Annotated in this window: 18 protein-coding genes; 12 read left to right on the top strand and 6 right to left on the bottom strand. The window is 72.3% G+C overall.

The window, feature by feature from the left end; translation table 11 throughout:
* The first annotated feature begins 107 nt into the window (after positions 1-107).
* Positions 108-560 (top strand): DUF6542 domain-containing protein, encoded by a 453-nt coding sequence (locus tag AB0D94_RS08965; RefSeq protein ID WP_362048115.1) that lies wholly within the window; start codon positions 108-110, stop codon positions 558-560.
* 45 nt (positions 561-605) lie between these two features.
* Here the strand turns inward: AB0D94_RS08965 and ppgK are convergent, their stop codons facing one another.
* Positions 606-1,355 (bottom strand): polyphosphate--glucose phosphotransferase, encoded by a 750-nt coding sequence (gene ppgK, locus AB0D94_RS08960; RefSeq protein WP_362047842.1) that lies wholly within the window; start codon positions 1,353-1,355, stop codon positions 606-608.
* Between the two features lie 21 nt (positions 1,356-1,376).
* Positions 1,377-2,381, bottom strand: a complete 1,005-nt coding sequence (locus tag AB0D94_RS08955; protein ID WP_362047839.1) for a 4-hydroxy-3-methylbut-2-enyl diphosphate reductase — start codon at positions 2,379-2,381, stop codon at positions 1,377-1,379.
* Positions 2,382-2,467: 86 nt separating this feature from the next.
* Between AB0D94_RS08955 and AB0D94_RS08950 the strand changes: the two genes are divergently transcribed.
* The 4 genes from AB0D94_RS08950 (at position 2,468) to AB0D94_RS08935 (ending at position 6,319) form a co-directional block, all read left to right on the top strand.
* Entirely contained in the window at positions 2,468-3,970 is a 1,503-nt protein-coding gene (locus AB0D94_RS08950; RefSeq protein WP_362047836.1) for an APC family permease, read from the top strand.
* A 33-nt stretch (positions 3,971-4,003) separates the two neighbouring features.
* Positions 4,004-5,311: an exodeoxyribonuclease VII large subunit gene (gene xseA / locus AB0D94_RS08945; protein ID WP_362047833.1), complete on the top strand. Its 1,308-nt coding sequence runs from the start codon at positions 4,004-4,006 to the stop codon at positions 5,309-5,311.
* A gap of 63 nt (positions 5,312-5,374) precedes the next feature.
* A complete protein-coding gene (locus AB0D94_RS08940) occupies positions 5,375-5,602 on the top strand; it encodes an exodeoxyribonuclease VII small subunit (protein WP_362047830.1) in 228 nt (75 codons plus the stop codon).
* 126 nt (positions 5,603-5,728) lie between these two features.
* A complete protein-coding gene (locus tag AB0D94_RS08935; RefSeq protein ID WP_362047827.1) occupies positions 5,729-6,319 on the top strand; it encodes a malonic semialdehyde reductase in 591 nt (196 codons plus the stop codon).
* Positions 6,320-6,468: 149 nt separating this feature from the next.
* Here the strand turns inward: AB0D94_RS08935 and AB0D94_RS08930 are convergent, their stop codons facing one another.
* Positions 6,469-6,987 carry a DUF4245 domain-containing protein gene (locus AB0D94_RS08930; RefSeq protein WP_362048112.1) on the bottom strand — a complete coding sequence of 173 codons (519 nt, stop codon included), beginning with the start codon at positions 6,985-6,987 and terminating at the stop codon, positions 6,469-6,471.
* A 213-nt stretch (positions 6,988-7,200) separates the two neighbouring features.
* On the opposite strand from AB0D94_RS08930, the gene glpX reads away from it, so the two are divergent.
* Entirely contained in the window at positions 7,201-8,232 is a 1,032-nt protein-coding gene (glpX, locus tag AB0D94_RS08925; protein ID WP_266934478.1) for a class II fructose-bisphosphatase, read from the top strand.
* A 186-nt stretch (positions 8,233-8,418) separates the two neighbouring features.
* Here the strand turns inward: glpX and AB0D94_RS08920 are convergent, their stop codons facing one another.
* Together AB0D94_RS08920 and AB0D94_RS08915 are read right to left on the bottom strand one after the other, a co-directional pair.
* Positions 8,419-8,748, bottom strand: a complete 330-nt coding sequence (locus tag AB0D94_RS08920; protein ID WP_362048109.1) for a WhiB family transcriptional regulator — start codon at positions 8,746-8,748, stop codon at positions 8,419-8,421.
* A 227-nt stretch (positions 8,749-8,975) separates the two neighbouring features.
* Positions 8,976-9,629 (bottom strand): DUF1707 domain-containing protein, encoded by a 654-nt coding sequence (locus AB0D94_RS08915; protein WP_362047823.1) that lies wholly within the window; start codon positions 9,627-9,629, stop codon positions 8,976-8,978.
* 137 nt (positions 9,630-9,766) lie between these two features.
* Between AB0D94_RS08915 and AB0D94_RS08910 the strand changes: the two genes are divergently transcribed.
* The 3 genes from AB0D94_RS08910 to AB0D94_RS08900 all read left to right on the top strand — a co-directional run bounded on the left by AB0D94_RS08910 (position 9,767) and on the right by AB0D94_RS08900 (position 13,114).
* Positions 9,767-11,443, top strand: coding sequence for a fumarate hydratase (locus AB0D94_RS08910; protein WP_362047820.1), 1,677 nt, complete (start codon positions 9,767-9,769; stop codon positions 11,441-11,443).
* A gap of 137 nt (positions 11,444-11,580) precedes the next feature.
* Positions 11,581-12,210, top strand: coding sequence for a hypothetical protein (locus AB0D94_RS08905; protein WP_362047817.1), 630 nt, complete (start codon positions 11,581-11,583; stop codon positions 12,208-12,210).
* Positions 12,211-12,340: 130 nt separating this feature from the next.
* The gene (locus AB0D94_RS08900) at positions 12,341-13,114 is read left to right on the top strand and encodes a glycerophosphodiester phosphodiesterase (RefSeq protein ID WP_362047814.1); all 774 of its coding nucleotides are present in this window, start codon (positions 12,341-12,343) and stop codon (positions 13,112-13,114) included.
* Between the two features lie 62 nt (positions 13,115-13,176).
* On the opposite strand, the gene AB0D94_RS08895 is transcribed toward AB0D94_RS08900, so the two are convergent.
* Positions 13,177-14,703: a ricin-type beta-trefoil lectin domain protein gene (locus AB0D94_RS08895; RefSeq protein WP_362047811.1), complete on the bottom strand. Its 1,527-nt coding sequence runs from the start codon at positions 14,701-14,703 to the stop codon at positions 13,177-13,179.
* A 108-nt stretch (positions 14,704-14,811) separates the two neighbouring features.
* Here AB0D94_RS08895 and AB0D94_RS08890 point away from each other — a divergent pair, with 108 nt between their 5' ends.
* The 3 genes from AB0D94_RS08890 to AB0D94_RS08880 all read left to right on the top strand — a co-directional run bounded on the left by AB0D94_RS08890 (position 14,812) and on the right by AB0D94_RS08880 (position 19,651).
* Entirely contained in the window at positions 14,812-16,215 is a 1,404-nt protein-coding gene (locus AB0D94_RS08890) for a class II fumarate hydratase (protein WP_362047808.1), read from the top strand.
* A 101-nt stretch (positions 16,216-16,316) separates the two neighbouring features.
* On the top strand, positions 16,317-17,024 hold the full coding sequence (locus AB0D94_RS08885; RefSeq protein ID WP_362047805.1) for a DUF402 domain-containing protein: 708 nt from the start codon (positions 16,317-16,319) through the stop codon (positions 17,022-17,024).
* A 257-nt stretch (positions 17,025-17,281) separates the two neighbouring features.
* On the top strand, positions 17,282-19,651 hold the full coding sequence (locus AB0D94_RS08880) for an ATP-binding SpoIIE family protein phosphatase (protein WP_362047802.1): 2,370 nt from the start codon (positions 17,282-17,284) through the stop codon (positions 19,649-19,651).
* Positions 19,652-19,779 lie beyond the last annotated feature (128 nt).

The following is a 19,779-nucleotide window of genomic DNA, read 5'->3' as shown; positions in this document are numbered from 1 at the left end:
CCGGTGCTCCCCCGGCCTACTTTGGACAGGTGGAGCACTACAGGACGCGACCGGCCCCTCACCCCCAGCGACCTCCGGCGCAGCGCCGGGGGCGGACGGGCGTGGCCGTGCCCGTGCCCACCGCCGTCCCGCGCGGACCGCGGCCCGCGCCCGCCCGCCGGCTGCCCCGGCCCCGGCTGACGGGCCTCGGCGGCGGGCTGTTCGCGTGCGTCGCCATGATGCTGGTGGGCGGGATCGCCTGGCTGCTCTTCGGCTCCTCGCTCTTCGTCTACGGGCTGCTCTTCGTGCCCGTGGCCGCCGCCACCGCGCTCTGGATCCGGCCCGCCGACCTGATCACCGCGCCGATCAGCGTCCCCATCGCCTTCGCCGCCGGAGTGTGGCCCATCTCCGGCGGTTCCGGCGGCTTCGGCGGGCAGCTGATGGGCCTGGTGTCGGCCCTGTCCCTGCACGCCGGCTGGCTGTACGCGGGCACGCTGGCCGCCGCGCTGATCGTCGTCGTCCGCAAGGCCGTGCTGATCAGCCGACGGCGGCTCCCCCGCAGGACCGCCTCGACCTCCTAGACCTCCCAGGCCCACCGGCCTCGTGGATCTCCCAGGACGGGGTCCCTACGCCGGTGGCGTGCCCCGCGCCGCCATCGCCGCGCCCACGATGCCCGCGTTGTTCTGGAGCTTCGCCGGGACGATCTCGGCCCGGATGCCCTCGATCAGCGGGAGGAACTTCTCCGGTTTGCGGCTGACGCCGCCGCCGATGATGAAGAGGTCCGGGGAGAAGAGCATCTCCACGTGGGCGAGGTACCTCTGCACCCGGTGCGCCCAGCGCTCCCAGGTCAGGTCCCCGTCCTCCTTGGCCTTGACCGAGGCGCGCGTCTCCGCGTCGTGGCCCTTCAGCTCCAGGTGCCCCAGCTCCGTGTTCGGGACCAGCCGCCCGTCCGTGAACAGGGCGCTGCCGATGCCCGTGCCCAGCGTGAGCAGGAGGACCGTGCCGCCCCGCCCGCGCCCGGCCCCGTACGTCATCTCCGCGACGCCCGCCGCGTCCGCGTCGTTGAGGACGGTGACGGGCTGCCCGTCCAGGCGGCGCGAGAGCAGGGCGGCCGTGTCGACGCCGATCCACGCCTTGTCCATGTTGGCCGCCGTACGTGTGATCCCGCCCGTGACCACGCCCGGGAAGGTGAGCCCGACCGGGCCCTCCCAGCCGAAGTGGCGCACCACCTCGACGACGCAGCCGGCCACCCCGTCGGGGGTGGCCGGCTGCGGTGTCAGTACTTTGTGGCGCTCTTGCGCCAGGTCGCCACGGTCCAGGTCCACGGGAGCGCCCTTGATCCCGGATCCGCCGATGTCCACGCCGAAGATCTGCATGGACATACCGTACGAAAGGAGTTACTTGTCGGCGACCAGTTCCGCGGCCTCGGCACGCAGGTCGCGCCGCAGCTCCTTCGGCAGCGAGAAGACGATCGACTCCTCGGCCGTCTTGACGATCTCCACGTCGGCGTAGCCGCGCTGGGTCAGCCACTCCAGGACCTCTTCGACCAGCACCTCCGGCACGGACGCGCCCGAGGTCAGGCCGACCGTGGTGACGCCGTCGAGCCAGGCCTCGTCGATCTCGCTCGCGAAGTCGACCAGGTACGCGGCGCGCGCGCCCGCGTCGAGGGCCACCTCGACGAGGCGGATGGAGTTCGAGGAGTTCTTCGACCCGACGACGATGACCAGGTCGGAGTCGGCGCCCATGACCTTGACCGCGGCCTGGCGGTTGGAGGTGGCGTAGCAGATGTCGTCGCTCGGCGGGGAGACCAGCAGCGGGAACTTGGTCTTCAGCGCGTCGACCGTCTCCATCGTCTCGTCGACGGAGAGCGTGGTCTGCGACAGCCAGACGACCTTGGACTCGTCGCGCACCTGCACGTTGGCCACGTCGTCCGGGCCGTCGACGATCGTGATGTGGTCCGGGGCCTCGCCCGAGGTGCCGATGACCTCCTCGTGGCCCTCGTGGCCGATGAGGAGGATGTCGAAGTCCTCGTTCGCGTAGCGGATGGCTTCCTTGTGCACCTTGGTGACCAGCGGGCAGGTCGCGTCGATCGTGGCGAGCTTGCCGCGCGCCGCCTCCTCGTGCACCACCGGCGCCACGCCGTGCGCCGAGAACATCACGATGGAGCCCTCGGGGACCTCCTCCGTCCGCTCGACGAAGATGGCGCCCTTCTTCTCCAGGGTCTGGACGACGTACTTGTTGTGCACGATCTCGTGCCGTACGTAGACCGGCGCACCGTACTGCTCGAGTGCCTTCTCGACGGCGATCACGGCACGGTCCACGCCCGCGCAATAGCCGCGGGGCGCGGCGAGCAGGACACGGCGGGATGCGGCAGCGGGGGCGGAAGCAGTCATGTGCTCCATCGTACGGGGGTGTCCAGCAGGCCGTACGTCCCCCGTACGGCACACACTGGCCCGAAACCCTGTCCCGCTCATCCCCCGGAGGACGGATGGCGTCCGCTACGGATTCCAGCAAGGCGGCGCCCACCGCGCTGCGGCGGAGCCTGGGCTTCCGTGACCTGGTCGTCTACGGGCTGCTCTTCATCGCCCCCATGGCCCCGGTGGGGGTCTTCGGCACGCTCGACGCCGCCTCGCACGGCGCCGTCGCCCTCGTGTACCTGGCCGCGACGGTGGCGATGGCCTTCACGGCCTTCTCCTACGCGCAGATGGTGCGGGTCGCCCCGCAGGCCGGCTCGGTCTTCACCTACGCCCGCAAGGGGCTCGGCGAGGGGCCGGGGCTGATCGCCGGGTGGATGGCCATGCTCGACTACCTGCTGATCCCGGCGGTGGCGTACCTGTTCTCCGGGATCGCGATGAACGCCCTGGTCCCGGAGGTCTCGCGGTGGGTCTGGACGGCCCTGGCCGTGGTGGTCACGACCCTGCTCAACCTGTGGGGCGTACGGGCGGCCGCGCGCGTGGGATTCGCCGTGCTGGCCATGGAGATCCTCGTCCTCCTCGTCTTCCTGGCCGCCGCGGTGACCGTCCTGGTCCAGGACGGGGCGCGGCGCGGCTGGCTCTCGCCGCTGACCGGGGACGGCTCGCTGGGCTTCTCGGTGGCGGCGGTGCTGGGCGCGGTGTCCGTCGCGGTGCTGTCCTACCTCGGCTTCGACGCGATCGCCTCGTTCGCGGAGGAGGTGAATGAAGAGGGGCGCGCAGCTCCTTGGAAGGGTGGTGGCGGGCGACGGGCGGGAGGCTCGGAACGGGTGGCCCGCGCGGTGCTGTTCTGCCTGGCGCTGGCCGGGCTGCTGTTCGTGGCCCAGAGCTACCTGGCCGCGCTGCTCATGCCCGTGTCGTCGGCGGAGCTGGCGGCGGATCCGGCGCAGCAGGGCCCGGCCTTCTACACCGCGGTGGAGTCCTCGGTCGGCACCTGGCTGCACGACCTGGTCGCGGTGAGCAAGGCGGTCGGGGCGGCCTTCGCGGCACTGGCCGGGCAGGCGGCGGCCGGGCGGCTGCTGTTCGCGATGGCCCGGGAGGGCAGGCTGCCGCGCGCGCTGGCGCGCACCTCGGACGGCACCCCGAGGCCCGCGCTGCTGGTGGCGGCGACGATCACGCTGGTCGCGGCGGTGTGGGCGGCCCGGCGCGACGACGGGCTCGGGCACCTGGTCTCGGTGGTGGACGTCGGGGCGCTGGTTGCCTTCACCCTGCTGCACGCGTCGGTGGTGGGCTGGTTCGTGGTCAAGCGGCGGGAGGGCGCCCCGGTCTGGTGGAAGCACCTGGTGGTGCCGGTGCTCGGCGCGGCGGTGACCGTCGCGGTGATCGTCGAGGCCTCGTGGGAGGCACAGCTGGTGGGCGCGGTCTGGCTGGCGGCCGGCCTGGGGGTGCTCTTCGCCCAGCGCGGGCGGCGCGGCGGCGCCGGCGGCGGCCCGGGCGAGGGCCCCGGCGGGGGCCCGGACGAGGGCCCCGGGGGTGTTCCGGTGCGGCTGCCCGGCCCCGACACCGGTGCCGGAGCCTGAGACGCTGTCAGCCGCTGCGGTTAGCCTGCGTGCATGGGTCTGAATACGTCGGCCGAGGCGCCGCTGCCGGTAGGCCAGGTGTCCCGGCTCATCGGGGGCTGGATCGAGCGCCTCGGCCAGGTGTGGGTGGAGGGGCAGATCACCCAGCTCTCGCGACGGCCGGGGGCGGGGGTGGTCTTCCTGACGCTGCGCGATCCCTCGCACGACATCTCGGTCAGCGTGACCTGCTTCCGCCAGGTCTACGACGAGGTCGCGGACGCGGTCTCGGAGGGCGCGCGGGTCGTCGTACTGGCCAAGCCGGAGTGGTACGCCCCGCGCGGGCAGCTGTCCCTGCGGGCCACGGAGATACGGCCGGTCGGCATCGGGGAGCTGCTCGCCCGCCTGGAGCGGCTCAAGCGGTCCCTGGCCTCCGAGGGGCTGTTCGCGCTGGACCGCAAGAAGCCGCTGCCCTTCCTGCCGCAGCTGATCGGCCTGGTGGTGGGGCGGGCCTCGGCGGCCGAGCGCGACGTGCTGGAGAACGCCCGGCGGCGCTGGCCCGCGGTCCGCTTCGAGGTGCGCAACGTGGCCGTGCAGGGCGTCCACGCGGTGCCCCAGGTGATCCAGGCGGTCAAGGAGCTCGACGCGCTGGACGAGGTCGACGTGATCATCGTGGCCCGCGGCGGCGGCAGCGTGGAGGACCTGCTGCCGTTCTCCGACGAGGAGGTGGTGCGGGCCGTCGCCGCTGCCCGTACCCCGGTGGTCTCGGCGATCGGCCACGAGCCGGACTCCCCGCTGCTGGACCTGGTCGCGGACCTGCGGGCATCGACGCCCACGGACGCGGCGAAGAAGGTGGTCCCGGACGTCGGCGAGGAGCTGGAGCGGGTACGCCAGCTGCGCGAGCGGGGGCTGCGCGCCGTACGGGGGCTGCTCGACCGAGAGGAGCGCGGCCTCGCGCACGCCATCGGCCGGCCCGTCTTCGTCCATCCGCAGCGGATGGTGGAGACCCGGGAGGACGAGCTGGAGGCGCTGCTGGCCCGCAGCCGCAGGACGCTGGGCCACCTGCTGGACCGGGCCGACTCGGAGCTGCGGCACACGCTGGCCCGGGTGGTGGCGCTGTCCCCCGCGGCGACCCTGGAGCGGGGGTACGCGGTGCTCCAGCGGGAGGACGGGCACGTGGTGCGCTCGCCGGAGGAGGTCTCGGCGGGCCAGGTGCTCCACGCGCGGGTGGCGCGGGGCTCCTTCTCCGTGGAGGTCGCCGCCGAAGGGCTCGCGGAGCCCGCCGCCGGCCCGGGTGACGGTACGGGCGTGGAGGCCGGCCCGGATGACGGCCCGGGCGGGGGCGCGGCCGACGCCGCCGGGTGACGACACGCACGCACACGCACGCAAGATGTCCGCTGCACTGCACACACAAGGTGGGAATCGGGAATGCCTGAGACGGATACGGCGCTGGGGTACGAGCAGGCCAGGGACGAGCTGATCGAGGTCGTCCGCAAGCTGGAGGCGGGCGGCACCTCGCTGGAGGACTCCCTCGCGCTCTGGGAGCGCGGCGAGGAGCTGGCCAAGGTGTGCCGGCACTGGCTGGAGGGGGCCCGCGCCCGGCTGGACTCGGCGCTGGCGGCCCGCGACGGCGAGGCGGAGCCCGGCGGAGAGTGACGCCCGGGAGAGCCGGCCCGGGAGTGAGGCCGGTCACCAGCAGAGGGATTTAGTTGAAAATTCATCTACTTTCGCCGTAGAGTCGGGGACATCGCTTCACCACACGCATGGAAGAAGGCTTTTCCGATGTCTCTCGTTCTCGACTCCGCGACCCAGGACCTGCTGTTCCGCGAGGCCCGCACCGCCAACTCGTTCACCGACGAGCCGGTGACCGAGGAGCAGGTCCAGGCGATCTACGAGCTGGTGAAGTACGGCCCCACCGCCTTCAACGCGACCCCGCTGCGCATCACCCTGGTCCGCTCCCCCGAGGCCCGCGAGCGCCTCGTGCAGCACATGGCCGCCGGCAACCAGGCCAAGACCGCCACCGCGCCGCTGGTCGCGATCCTCTCCGCGGACAACGAGTTCCACGAGGAGCTGCCGGAGCTGCTGCCGCACTTCCCGCAGGCGAAGGACGCCTTCTTCGCCGAGCGCCCGGTCCGCGAGCAGTCCGCGCTGCTGAACGCCGCCCTGCAGGCCGCCTACTTCATCGTCGGCGTCCGCGCCGCCGGCCTGGCCGCGGGTCCGATGACCGGCGCCGACTTCGCCGGCATCCAGAAGGAGTTCCTGGACGCCGACCACACCCCGCTGATGGTCGTCAACATCGGCAAGCCGGGCGAGGACGCCTGGTTCGACCGCTCGCCGCGCCTGGCCTTCGACCAGGTCGTCACCACCGTCTGAGCCCGGACGAGCGACGCCACAGCCGTACGCGAGAAAGGCCGCGCCCCCCGGATTCCGGGGTGCGCGGCCTTTCTCGTACACGGGTGTCGCGTGGGACCTGCTTGCACGGGTGTCGCGTAGGACCTGCTTGCACGGGTGTCGCGTAGGACCTACTTGCCCTGCTTGAACTCCAGCGCCGCCGCGAGCACGCCGAGCTGCTCGAAGGGGGCGGTCCCGGCGACGACCGTGACGTAGCCCTGCTCCTGGCGCACGAGGGCGTCGTACTTCTCGCCCTCCCAGCGCTCCCAGGTCTGGTCGCCGACCTGCTGCGTCCGGCCGGTGGCCTCCGCCCGCTGGGTGAGCTTGCCGATGTTCTTGGCCGAGGCGTCGCTGGACTGCTCCACCGCCACGTACTGCTTCTCCGGGTCGAGGAAGCCCAGGTGCCAGCCGTCGGCGTTCTTGCGGTCGTACGAGACCGAGGTCGCCCGCCAGTCCGGGGCGAGCCCCACGGGCACGGCGACGGGATACGGCGCGGCGCGCCGGGCCGTGGCCGTCTCCACCCGGTAGTCGACCGTCCGCGTCGGGTCGGCCTTGTCGTCGTGCGGGATGAACATGTAGATCCCCGCGACGACGAGCCCGATCACCGCCAGTGAGCGGACCATGTCCAGAACCGTCTGCTTGCCCTTCATATTCGCCACGGCACCATCGTCCCGTATCGCCGCGGGCGATCACCGCCGGGGTCCCCGCGGCGCGCACGCCCGGAAGGCAAGACGTCCGCTCAGGCCAATCGACTGACCGATATTCCGCTCATACGTGACCCGCCCTGCTCAATATGTCGACCTACCGATAGAGTTTCAGCACCCTCACATCCCGGCCGTCGTCGTACAGAAAGGTGCGCTCCGATGACCGAGCACAACCTGCCGCCCCAGCTCGTCGTCTCCCCGGAGGCCCCCGACCGCAATCTCGCCCTGGAACTCGTCCGCGTGACCGAGGCCGCCGCCATGGCCGCGGGCCGCTGGGTCGGGCGCGGTGACAAGCTCGGCGCCGACGGCGCCGCGGTCAACGCGATGCGGACCCTGATCTCCACCGTCTCGATGAACGGCGTCGTCGTCATCGGCGAGGGCGAGAAGGACGAAGCCCCGATGCTCTTCAACGGCGAGCGGGTCGGCGACGGCACCGGTGCCGAGGTCGACATCGCCGTGGACCCGATCGACGGCACCACCCTGAACGCCAAGGGCATGCCGAACGCCATCGCCGTCCTGGCCGCCGCCGACCGCGGCACCATGTTCGACCCGTCCGCGGTCTTCTACATGGAGAAGCTGGTCACCGGCCCCGAGGCCGCCGACTTCGTCGACATCAACGCCCCGGCCTCGGTGAACATCCGCCGGGTCGCCAAGGCCAAGAACATGGCCGTCGAGGACGTCACCGTGGTCATCCTGGACCGCCCGCGTCACGAGGGCATCGTCAAGGAGATCCGCGAGACCGGCGCCCGGATCAAGTTCATCTCGGACGGCGACGTCGCGGGCTCGGTCATGGCGGTGCGCGAGGGCACCGGCGTGGACCTGCTCCTCGGCATCGGCGGCACCCCCGAGGGCATCATCTCGGCCTGCGCCATAAAGTGCCTCGGCGGCACCATCCAGGGCAAGCTGTGGCCGAAGGACGACGCCGAGCGCCAGAAGGCGATCGACGCGGGCCACGACCTGGACCGGGTCCTGCACACCAACGACCTGGTGTCCGGCGAGAACGTCTTCTTCGTCGCCACCGGCATCACGGACGGCGAGCTGCTGCGCGGCGTCCACTACCGCTCGGAGACCGCGACCACGTCCTCGCTGGTCATGCGCTCGAAGTCGGGCACGATCCGGCAGATCGACTCGACGCACCGCCTGTCGAAGCTGCGCGCGTACAGCGCGATCGACTTCGACCGCGCGCAGTAGGAGCGCATCGCGTCGCGGCGGGCGACGCACGTGAGAGGGGCGGCCCCGTGCGGGGGACCGCCCCTCTCGCGTTCGCGCATCTGTCCCTACGGCGCTCCGCGCGCCCGGGGTACGGCTTCCGGTACGGGTTGCGGGGGTACGGGGATTGCAGGGGTACGGGGGTTACGGGAGTACGGCGTACGGGGCTCAGCCCGCGGCCGCGATCGGCCCCGCACCCGGGGCCTGGCGCAGCTCCGCCGCCCTGCGCCGCATCCGCGCCAGCACCACCCGGCGCTCGGCGGCAGTCAGCCCGCCCCAGACCCCGTACGGCTCGGGCTGGAGCAGCGCGTGCTCCCGGCAGGCGACCATCACCGGGCAGCGGGCGCAGACGCGCTTGGCGGCCTCCTCGCGGGAGAGCCGGGCCGCGGTCGGCTCCTTGGAGGGAGCGAAGAAGAGTCCCGCCTCGTCACGGCGGCACACCGCCTCCGCGTGCCAGGGGCCGTCCTCCACCCTGGTCGGCACCCGCGGCTTCGGCACGGCGGCCTGGCGCCCCTGAAGACTCTGGACGGCGGCAACCTGCAGGGACTGATGCGGCGGATGCGGCACGGTCTACTCCTGACGACGTATACGCGAGCGAGAGACGATGCACCTGTCCCTACCCGCTGTGCGCGCCCCTATGCACTGGGTGCCACCGGGCGCCGGAGGTTCGTCCGAAACGCGACGCTCCCCGAACCCTCACCGAACGCACGGCGCGGGGCCGGTCGTCAGCCCTCCAGGCGCTTGCGCAGCTTCAGCGCCAGATCGACCAGGCGGGCGCCGAGCTTGGGGCGCGCCTCGATGTTGCCCAGCAGGGCGAAGCCGCGGATGATCACCACCGGCGCCTGCGGGTCGGTTACCGCGCGGCCTTCGCCGCGCACCTCGAAGTTGCCGAGGAAGCCGCTGCCGTAGCCGCGCAGGGTGACGTTCTCCGGGACCAGCACCTCGACGTTGCCGAGCACGCAGACCACGTTGATCTCGGTGACCTGCTGGGCGAAGACCGCCTCGGTCAGGTCGATGGTGATGTCGCCCATGACGGAGACCGCGCGGGTGTGCGCGCCCGGCCGCCAGCGGCCCTTGCGGGCGGAGCTGCTGCAGACGGCCACGACGTTCTCGGTGTAGTCGGCCGGCACCGGCGCGGACGCCGCGTACGCGGGCGAGGTGTGGCTCGCGCCCGGCGCGGGCAGGTCTCGTACGAGCACCTCCAGCTCGCCCACCGTCTTGACGGCGTACAGCGAGTCCAGGCGCTCGGAGTGCTCGTCGGAGGTCAGCCGGCCCTCCGCCAGGGCGTCGGCGAGGATCTGCGCGATCCGGTCCCGGTCGGCGTCGGAGGCGCGCAGCTCGGCGGGGGCGGGGGCGGCGGGGTGCTTTTCCAGGTCCACGGCATCAGCATAGCGAGACACGATAGATCGCGATACTGCTGAGTGAGCCTTACCTCACAGACACGGCCACCCCGGGAGGTTCTACGCTGGTGGACTGCGCTGCCAATTGGTCGTCAGTGCTGTCTGCCGAGTGAGGAATGGCCCCAATGCCGGAGTTCGCGTACACCGACCTGCTGCCCCTGGGCGAGGACACCACCCCCTACCGGCTGGTGACCGCCGAGGGCGTGTCCACCTTCGAGGCTGACGGCCGTACGTTCCTCAAGGTGGAGCCCGAGGCGCTGCGCAAGCTCGCCGAAGAGGCCATCCACGACATCCAGCACTTCCTGCGCCCCGCCCACCTCGCGCAGCTGCGCCGCATCATCGACGACCCCGAGGCCTCCTCGAACGACAAGTTCGTGGCCCTGGACCTGCTGAAGAACGCGAACATCGCGGCGGCGGGCGTCCTGCCGATGTGCCAGGACACGGGCACGGCGATCGTCATGGGCAAGCGCGGCCAGAACGTCCTCACCGAGGGCGGCGACGAGGCGGCCCTCTCGCGCGGCATCTACGACGCCTACACGCGGCTGAACCTGCGCTACTCGCAGATGGCCCCGGTCACCATGTGGGAGGAGAAGAACACCGGCTCGAACCTGCCCGCGCAGATCGAGCTGTACGCGACCGACGGCGGCGCGTACAAGTTCCTCTTCATGGCCAAGGGCGGCGGCAGCGCCAACAAGTCCTTCCTCTACCAGGAGACCAAGGCGGTCCTCAACGAGGCCTCCATGATGAAGTTCCTGGAGGAGAAGATCCGCTCGCTCGGTACGGCGGCCTGCCCGCCCTACCACCTGGCGATCGTCGTCGGCGGCACCTCCGCCGAGCACGCCCTCAAGACCGCGAAGTACGCCTCGGCGCACTACCTGGACGAGCTGCCGCGCGAGGGCTCGGCGCTGGGCCACGGCTTCCGCGACGAGGCCCTGGAGCAGCAGGTCTTCGAGCTGACCCAGAAGATCGGCATCGGCGCGCAGTTCGGCGGCAAGTACTTCTGCCACGACGTCCGCGTCGTCCGCCTCCCCCGCCACGGCGCCTCGCTGCCCGTCGCGATCGCCGTGTCCTGCTCGGCCGACCGCCAGGCCACCGCGAAGATCACCGCCGAGGGCGTCTTCCTGGAGCAGCTGGAGACGGACCCGGCGCGCTTCCTGCCGGACACCACCGACTCGCACCTGGACGACTCCTCGGATGTCGTCTCCATCGACCTGAACCAGCCGATGGACGACATCCTGGCCACCCTGACCAAGCACCCGGTCAAGACCCGTCTCTCGCTGACCGGCCCGCTGGTCGTGGCGCGCGACATCGCGCACGCCAAGATCAAGGAGCTGCTGGACTCGGGCGCGGAGATGCCGCAGTACCTGAAGGACCACCCGGTCTACTACGCCGGCCCCGCGAAGACCCCCGAGGGCTACGCGTCGGGCTCCTTCGGCCCGACCACGGCCGGCCGCATGGACAGCTACGTCGAGCAGTTCCAGGCGGCGGGCGGCTCCAAGGTCATGCTGGCCAAGGGCAACCGCTCCCAGCAGGTGACGGACGCCTGCGGCACGCACGGCGGCTTCTACCTCGGCTCGATCGGCGGCCCGGCGGCGCGCCTGGCGCAGGACTGCATCAAGAAGGTCGAGGTCCTGGAGTACGAGGAGCTCGGCATGGAGGCGGTCTGGAAGATCGAGGTCGAGGACTTCCCGGCCTTCATCGTCGTGGACGACAAGGGCAACGACTTCTTCACTTCGCGTGAACCCGAGCAGCCGACGTTCACCAGCATCCCGGTACGCGGCCCGGGTCTGTAACGCGTGGGCGAGGGCCCCTCTGCCGATCGGCGGAGGGGCCCTCTTGCATGTCGGCCGATCGGCAGATGGATCACCGGCGGGCTCCCGGCGAGGCTGTTCCCGTAACCGAACGGCCCCCCTCTCACCGGGAGTTCACGATGAAGAACCGCACCCGCACCCGCACCCGCACCCGCACCCGCAGCCTCGCCGTCGCCGGATCCGCCGCGCTGCTCGCCACCCTGATCGGCGCGGCCCCCGCCCCGGCGGCCCCGGCCGCACCGAAGCTCGCGGCCGTCCACGGTGCGGCCTCGGTCCTGTACGCCTACACCCCCGGGGACGACATCCGCTTCACCGTCGACGCCCAGGCGGCGCCCTTCAGCAAGCCGCTGAAGATCCGGGGCGGCGAAAGGGGGCTGCCGGTGGACGCCACCGGCCGGGTGACGGTCTATCACCACTCCCCCGGGCAGAACAGGACCGGCGTCAGCGAGGCGGCCGTGGACTGCCTGGTCACGGGCAAGGGGACGGCCACGGTGACCGCCACGGTCACCTCCTCGACCGTCGGCTGGCCGGAGGGCAAGCGGATCGGCGTCAGCGTGCAGGACGGCGAGCGGGGAGCGCCGGACCGGGTCGGCTTCTCCTGGGACTTCTTCAACCTCGACGTCAAGCCGGACGGCTCCGCCGCGGAGACCGTCGTCGGCCTCTGCATGGCCCCGGCCCCCTTCACCACCGCGACGAAGGGCGGCTTCAAGGTCACTTCCGCCCCCCTGCCCCCACTGCCCAAGCCGTAGCCGTAGCCGTAGCCGTAGCCGTAGCGGCAACCGTTCGGCCCGGCCGGGGCTGCCGGCGGTCGCCATCCGGTTAACGTCGGGGACACAGCCCCGCACCTACGTGTTCACCCCGGTTTGCAAGGATTTCCGTATGGCAGCGACGACCTCATCCCCCCGCACCGCCCGCGACACGCGCGTGGTCGCCCATCGCGGGGCCTCGTACGAGCACCCCGAGCACACCATGGCCGCTTACCGGCAGGCCGTCGAGGACGGGGCCGACGCGCTCGAATGCGACGTGCGGCTCACCGCCGACCACAAGCTGGTCTGCGTGCACGACCGGCGGGTGGAGCGGACATCCGACGGGCGGGGGGTGGTCTCCGAGATGACCTACGAGGAGCTGGCCGCCCTCGACTTCGGCGGGTGGAAGGGCCAGGAGCACCGCGGGGCCCGGGTGCTGCTCTTCGAGGACCTGCTGCGGGAGGCGCTGGCCGCGCCGCGGCCGGTCGGGCTCGCCGTGGAGACCAAGCACCCGACGCGGGCCGGCGGCCGGCTGGAGGCCGAACTGGTGCGGATGCTCCGGGAGTACGGGCTGGCCGACGGGTCCACGGGCCGCGTCGAGGTGATGAGCTTCTCCCGGAACGCGCTGACCCGCATGCACCGGCTCGCGCCCGGGCTGCCCACCGTGTTCCTCATCGAGCGCAGGATCCGCCCGGTGCGGCCCCCGTACGCGACCCACGCGGGCCCCGGCATCGACCTGGTCCGGCAGGACCCGGCGCTGGTGGCGCGGCTCAAGGCCAAGGGGCTGGCGGTCCGGGTGTGGACCGTGGACGAGCCCGAGGACGTGGAGCTGTGCGTACGGCTCGGCGTGGACACGATCATCACCAACCGGCCGCGGGACGTGCGCAAGCTGCTCGCCGACATGTGAAGGTGGAAACACCCGGCCGGGATGCGCCGGCCGGGTGTGGGGGGTTGCGGAGGCGGAGAGGGTCAGGCGAAGCGCTGGTTCGCCGAGCCGTTGCAGGTCTGCAGGCGCAGCGGCTGCTGGGGCGCGGAGAGCGTCAGGCACATGCCCGCGGCGGCCGCGGGGCGGATGGTGGCGCCGTCACGGACGAACTGCTGGTTCACGCCGCCGTGGCAGTTCCAGAGGATCAGGCCGGCGCCGTTGCCGTAGTTGGCGCCGGGGGCGTCGAGGCAGCGGTCCTGGGTCAGTTCTATGTGGACGGACTTGCGGGTGGCGTCGTACCACCAGCCCTGGTTGCGTCCGCCGTGGCAGTCCCAGCCGAGGACCGCGGTCCCGTTGGCGCTGGAGCCGCCGTTCGCGTCGAGGCAGGTGGCGTTGGCCTCGTTCTTCAGGGGCCTGAACTTGTCGTCCCAGGCCCCGGCCTGGAGGACGGGGGTACCGGTGCTGGCGGGGTCGGCGCAGGAGGCCTCGCGCAGGCCGGAGTCGTAGAGCTGGGTCAGGCAGGACGCGAAGGCGCCGTGGCCGCGGTAGTTGGGGTGGAAGGACTGGCGGGCGGTGTTCTCGTCCCACGGGAAGTGGTCCCCGAGGTCCAGGTAGAGGCCGCGGGCCCAGGTGTCCTCCATGCACACCTCGTGGCCGTGGAAGAGCCGCGAGTTGTCGAGGTAGACGGCGCCGGAGTTGCGGGCGGCCTCGCGCATGCCCTTCTCGAAGGTGGGCACCGCGTAGTTGCGGCCCCAGGTGGCGTCGGAGTCGTAGCCGGCGCAGCCGCCGGGGAGCTTGCCGGGGAAGCCCGGGTTGTCGTAGAAGTCGGGGCCGATGGGGCTGGGGTAGCCCATGACGACCAGCTTGTAGTCGGAGTCGGCGTAGCCCGCGTCGCGCATGACCGTCTTGAGGTCGGCGACGGTGGACTCCACCTTGGGCTTCAGCCCGTCGACGCGCGCCTGCCAGCCGGGGCCGTACTTGGGTTCGCAGGTGCCCTGGCTGAGCACCCAGCGGGTGACGCAGTCGGTCATGACGGGGCCGAACTGGAGGTCGTCGTTGGCTCCGGCGACCAGCAGCACCATCTTGATCTTCGTGTTGCGGGCCTTGATGGCCAGGCTGTCGCTCTGCACCAGCTCGTCGGCGTACTGCTTGCTGCCGCCGATCCTGATGTTGCCGGTGTACCCGCCGGAGCAGGCGACGTTGAAGGTAAGGTCGGCCGGGATGCCGGTGCGGTGGATCGCCGAGTCCGGCGAGCGGTGGCACTGGTTGTTCGGCGTGTTGGTGGCGGGGTCGTAGTTGCCGATCCCCTCGCCCGAGATCTCGCTGTCGCCCAGGGAGATGAGCCCGGTCTTGCGCTCGTTCAGCGGCCGGAGGGCCGGGTCCCCGTAGATCTTGGTGGCTTCCGCGGCGCGGACCGCCTCCAGCTCGGGCGGGAGGGGCGTGGCCACCCCCGCGGTGGGGGCCGCCTGGGCCATGGGGGTGATGGCGGTGACCCCTCCTAGGGCGGCCGCCGCCGCCACGATGGCGGCGAAGGTAGATCTGAGCCTGGGTTTCGTCTGTGCGCGTGCCATGAACGCCTCCCCGAATGCCGGTGTTACCCACGGTATTTACTGGTCAGTAGGGGAGATGGGAACACTTCGAACAAGACAATTGCTCAACTTTCTTAGGAGGCCACGAACATGACAGAAGATCAGCAGGCCGATGCGTTCCGGACCGAGCACGACTCCATGGGCGACGTACGGGTGCCCGCGCACGCCAAATGGCGGGCCCAGACCCAGCGCGCGGTGGAGAACTTCCCCATCTCCGGGCAGCGCCTGGAGCGCGCCCACATCGAGGCGCTCGCCCGGATCAAGGCCGCGGCGGCCTCGGTGAACGCCCGGCTCGGCGTCGTGGACCAGGACGTCGCCGACGCCATCCGGTCCGCCGCCGCCGAGGTCGCGGACGGCCGCTGGGACGAGCACTTCCCGGTGGACGTCTTCCAGACCGGGTCCGGGACCTCCTCCAACATGAACGCCAACGAGGTCATCGCCACCCTGGCCACCGAGCGGCTGGGCCGGGAGGTCCACCCCAACGACCACGTCAACGCCTCGCAGAGCTCCAACGACGTCTTCCCGTCCTCCATCCACATCGCCGCCACCGCCGCCGTCACCGGCGAGCTGATCCCCGCCCTGGAGCACCTGGCCGTCGCGATGGAGCGCAAGGCCGCCGAGTTCGCGCAGGTCGTCAAGGCCGGCCGGACCCACCTGATGGACGCCACCCCGGTCACCCTGGGCCAGGAGTTCGGCGGGTACGCGGTCCAGATCCGCTACGGCATCGAGCGCCTGCGCTCGGCGCTGCCCCGGCTCGCCGAACTCCCCCTCGGCGGCACCGCGGTGGGCACCGGGATCAACACCCCGCCCGGGTTCTCCGCCGCCGTCATCGCGGAGGTGGCCGCCGCCACCGGCCTGCCGCTGACCGAGGCCCGCAACCACTTCGAGGCCCAGGGGGCGCGGGACGCGCTGGTGGAGACCTCGGGGATGCTCCGCACGGTCGCCGTCTCGCTCACGAAGGTCTCCAACGACCTCCGCTGGATGGCCTCCGGTCCGCGCACCGGATTGGCCGAAATCAATCTCCCGGATCTCCAGCCCGGCTCCTCGATCATGCCCGGGAAGGTCAATCCGGTCGTCCCGGAGGCCCTGCTGATGGTCTGCGCCCAGGTGATGGGGAACGACGCTGCGGTCACCGTGGCGGGCGCCTCGGGCAATTTCGAGCTGAACGTGATGCTCCCCGTGATGGCCAGGAACCTCCTCGAATCGATCCGGCTGCTGGGCAACGCGAGCCGTCTGCTGGCGGACCGCACGGTCGACGGGATCACCGCCAATGTGGCGCGGGCCAGGGAGTACGCGGAGTCCTCGCCCTCCGTGGTGACCCCGCTGAACCGCTACATCGGCTACGAGGAGGCCGCCAAGGTAGCCAAGAAGGCCCTCGCGGAGCGCAAGACGATCAGGGAGGTCGTCCTGGAGTCCGGCTACGTGGACCGCGGCGACCTCACCCAGGAGCAGCTGGACGAGGCCCTGGACGTGCTGCGCATGACTCACCCCTGACAGGTCCGCGGAGGGGGCCGGATCCGGTCGATTACCGTCCCCGACCCCCTCCGTGACCTGCACCGCAGCGGTGGCGCGAGGCCCCGCCCTAAGATCTCCGCATGACAGGTACCTTCCGGCCCGGGGGCGGCGCGGCGAGCGGCGGCGCGCGGGACGTGCGATGGGCGCCCGGGGAGCAGATCCTCTGGCGCTACCGCGACCACGCCCCGGGGCTGAAGGGCCAGGTGCACATCTGCCGCCCGGTGACCGTGGTGCAGGACACCGACGAGCTGCTCGCGGTGTGGATGGCCCCCGGCACCGAGTGCGTCAAGCCGGTCCTCGCCGACGGCAGCCCCGTCCACGAGGAGCCGCTCGTCACCCGCTACACCGCGCCGCGGACCACCGTACGGTCGCGCTGGTTCGGCGGGGGCGTACTGAAGCTGGCCCGGCCCGGGGAACCGTGGTCGGTGTGGCTGTTCTGGGGAAGCGGCTGGCAGTTCAAGAACTGGTACGTGAACCTGGAGGAGCCCCGCTCTCGCTGGTCGGGCGGAGTGGACTCCGAGGACCACTTCCTGGACATCGCCGTCTACCCGGACCGCAGCTGGAAGTGGCTGGACGAGGACGAGTTCGCCCAGGCCCAGCGCTCCGGTCTGATGGACCGGGAGCAGGCGCGGCGGGTCCGGGACGCCGGGCGCGCGGCCGTCGAGCTGATCACGCGGTGGGGGGCGCCGTTCTCCGACGGCTGGCAGGACTGGCGGCCGGATCCGGCCTGGGGAGTTCCGGCCCTACCCGAGGACTGGGACCGCACCCCGGCGCATATGACCTCATGAGACCCTTGATGCGCCCCCGGGGTTCAAACGTAGGATCGTCCTCCGGAAGACCGCGCGCGCGATGCGGTGCGCTCGGGCAGAACATCCGTAAGTACCGTGCCGTACGCGGAACTTGACCGGAGGTCAACGCAGAGCGAGAGGTAACGAGGGGGACGCGGAAACCCGGGGCGATGGTGCCCCGGCCGCTGAGCGGGTATACCGCGACTGACCGAGTTGAGTGCAGCGCACATCGAGCGCAAACGGACGGAATTCCACGCGTGACGGAGTACCCCACCTCTCAGGAGGGCCCGCAGCCTGCCGCGGCCACCGCGGCACCGGCCCCGGGCGGTTCCGGCCTGCCCTTCGCCTCCGGCGCGGCGCACCGCGAACTCGGCCACGCCCCGGCCGCCGCGGCCACCGCCTCCGGCGCGGGTACGGACGAGCCCGGCCACGGCAAGGCCCCCGTCCCGGCCGTCGAGGCCACCCGCCCGGAGATCCCGGCGGCCCGCACCCGCGGCGGGGACGACGGCCCGCTCACCCCCGGCCCCGGCCCCCGGGACACCGCCGGGACGGGCGCTTGCGGCACGGCCGGCGCCCCGGGCAGCGCCGCCTCGCACGGCGAAGCCGCGCCGGGTGCGGCACGCGGCGCGCAGGACACCGACACGGACGCCGAGGCCGCGCACGGCGCCGGCGCGGGCGCGGGCGCGGGCGCGGGCGCGGGCGCGGACAGCGTCGATGGCGAAGCCGCCGGGCAGCGGGACCTCGACGCCGCCCGCAGCGCCTCCGCCTCCTCCTCCGTCTCCGGGCAGGCACCGGAGATGCCGTATGACACCGAGCCCGCCCGGGTCGGGCCGGGCGGGGACAGCGTGGCCCGCCGCGAGGGGGACCGGCTGCGGTTCGTCGGCGCCGCCACCCGGCGGATCGCCCGCGGCATCGACCTCGACGAGATCGTGCTCGGCCTGTGCCGGGCCACCGTGCCCACCTTCTCCGACGCGATCCTCGTCTACCTCCGCGATCCGCTCCCGGTCGGGGACGAGCGGCCCGTGGGCCCCGTCGTCTTAAGGCTCCGTCGGACCGACCGGCTCCGGCCGATAGACGACCTCACCGACATCAGCAGCACCATCGGCGCGGGGATGGACCTCGCCGGGGCCGCGGGGGCCACCGGCGAGCTCGACTTCAGCCAGTTGCCGCTGGTCGGCCCGCAGGGCGACCTGCCCGCGGCCGAGCTGTGCGAGATCCGGACCGGCGGCGCGCTCGCCGAGGTACTGCGCGGCGTCCGGCCCGTCTTCGGTTCCTCCGCCGCCGCCAAGGCCGCCCTGCCCGAGCTGCTGGGCCTGGACCACCCGCTGCCGCGCGGCAACCGGGCCGTCCTCGCGCCGCTGCGCGGCCGCCGCCGGGTGATCGGCGCCGCCGTCTTCCTGCGCAGCCCCGAGCGGCCCGCCTTCGAGCAGAACGACCTCCTGGTCGCCGCCCAGCTCGCCACCCACACGGCCCTCGGCATCGACAAGGCCGTGCTGTACGGCCGTGAGGCGTACATCGCCGACGAGCTCCAGCGCACCATGCTGCCCGACAGCCTTCCCCAGCCCACCGGGGTGCGGCTCGCCTCCCGCTACCTGCCCGCCGCCGAGACGGCGCGGGTCGGCGGCGACTGGTACGACGCGATACCACTGCCCGGCAGCCGCGTCGCGCTCGTCGTCGGCGACGTCATGGGCCACTCCATGACCTCCGCCGCGATCATGGGCCAGCTGCGCACCACCGCGCAGACCTTGGCCCAGCTGGACCTGCCGCCGGCCGAGGTCCTGCACCACCTGGACGAGCAGGCCCAGCGCCTGGGCTCCGACCGGATGGCCACCTGCCTGTACGCGGTCTACGACCCCGTCTCGCACCGGATCACCATCGCCAACGCCGGCCATCCGCCGCCGGTGCTGCTGCACCTGGGCGGCCGCGCCGAGGTGCTGCGCGTACCGCCCGGCGCGCCCATCGGCGTGGGCGGCGTGGACTTCGAGGCGGTGGAGCTGGACGCGCCCGCCGGGGCCACCCTGCTGCTGTACACCGACGGCCTGGTGGAGTCCCGGCTGCGGGACGTGTGGACCGGCATCGAGCAGCTCCGCGAACGGCTGGCCACCACCGCGCAGCTGACGGGCCTGGACCACCCGCCGCCGCTGGAGGCGCTGTGCGACGACGTGCTGGACATGCTCGGCCCGGGCGACCGGGACGACGACATCGCGCTGCTCGCGGCCCGGTTCGACGGGATCGCGCCCAGTGACGTCGCGTACTGGTTCCTGGACCCGGAGGAGACCGCTCCGGGCCGGGCCCGGCGGTTCGCCCGCCGCGCCCTGACGCGGTGGGGCCTGGAGGAGCTCCAGGACTCGCTGGAGCTGCTGGTCAGCGAGGTCGTCACCAATGCCGTCCGGTACGCGGAGCGGCCGGTGACCCTGCGCCTGCTGCGTACGGACGTACTGCGCTGCGAGGTCGGCGACGACTCCCCGCAGCTGCCGCGCCAGCGCCGGGCCCGGGACACCGACGAGGGTGGGCGGGGCCTGTTCCTGGTCAACCGCATGGCCCGCCGCTGGGGCGCCACCCGGCTGAGCAGCGGCAAGGTGGTCTGGTTCGAGCTCTCGTTGCCGGGGGCGCACGAGCGGCGTTGACCGCGCAGGCACACCGAGTTCCCCACCCCCGGACGGCTGAGCCGCCGGGCCGCTGAACCCCCGGCCGGTACGAAGACGAGCGCCGCCCCGCTGCCGTGAAGGCTGCGGGGCGGCGCTCGTTCACCGTG

This window comes from Streptomyces sp. NPDC048255 (assembly GCF_040652415.1).
Taxonomy (GTDB): domain Bacteria; phylum Actinomycetota; class Actinomycetes; order Streptomycetales; family Streptomycetaceae; genus Streptomyces.
Note: the sequence above shows the minus strand (reverse complement) of the source record. Positions and strands in the feature narration are given on the sequence as shown.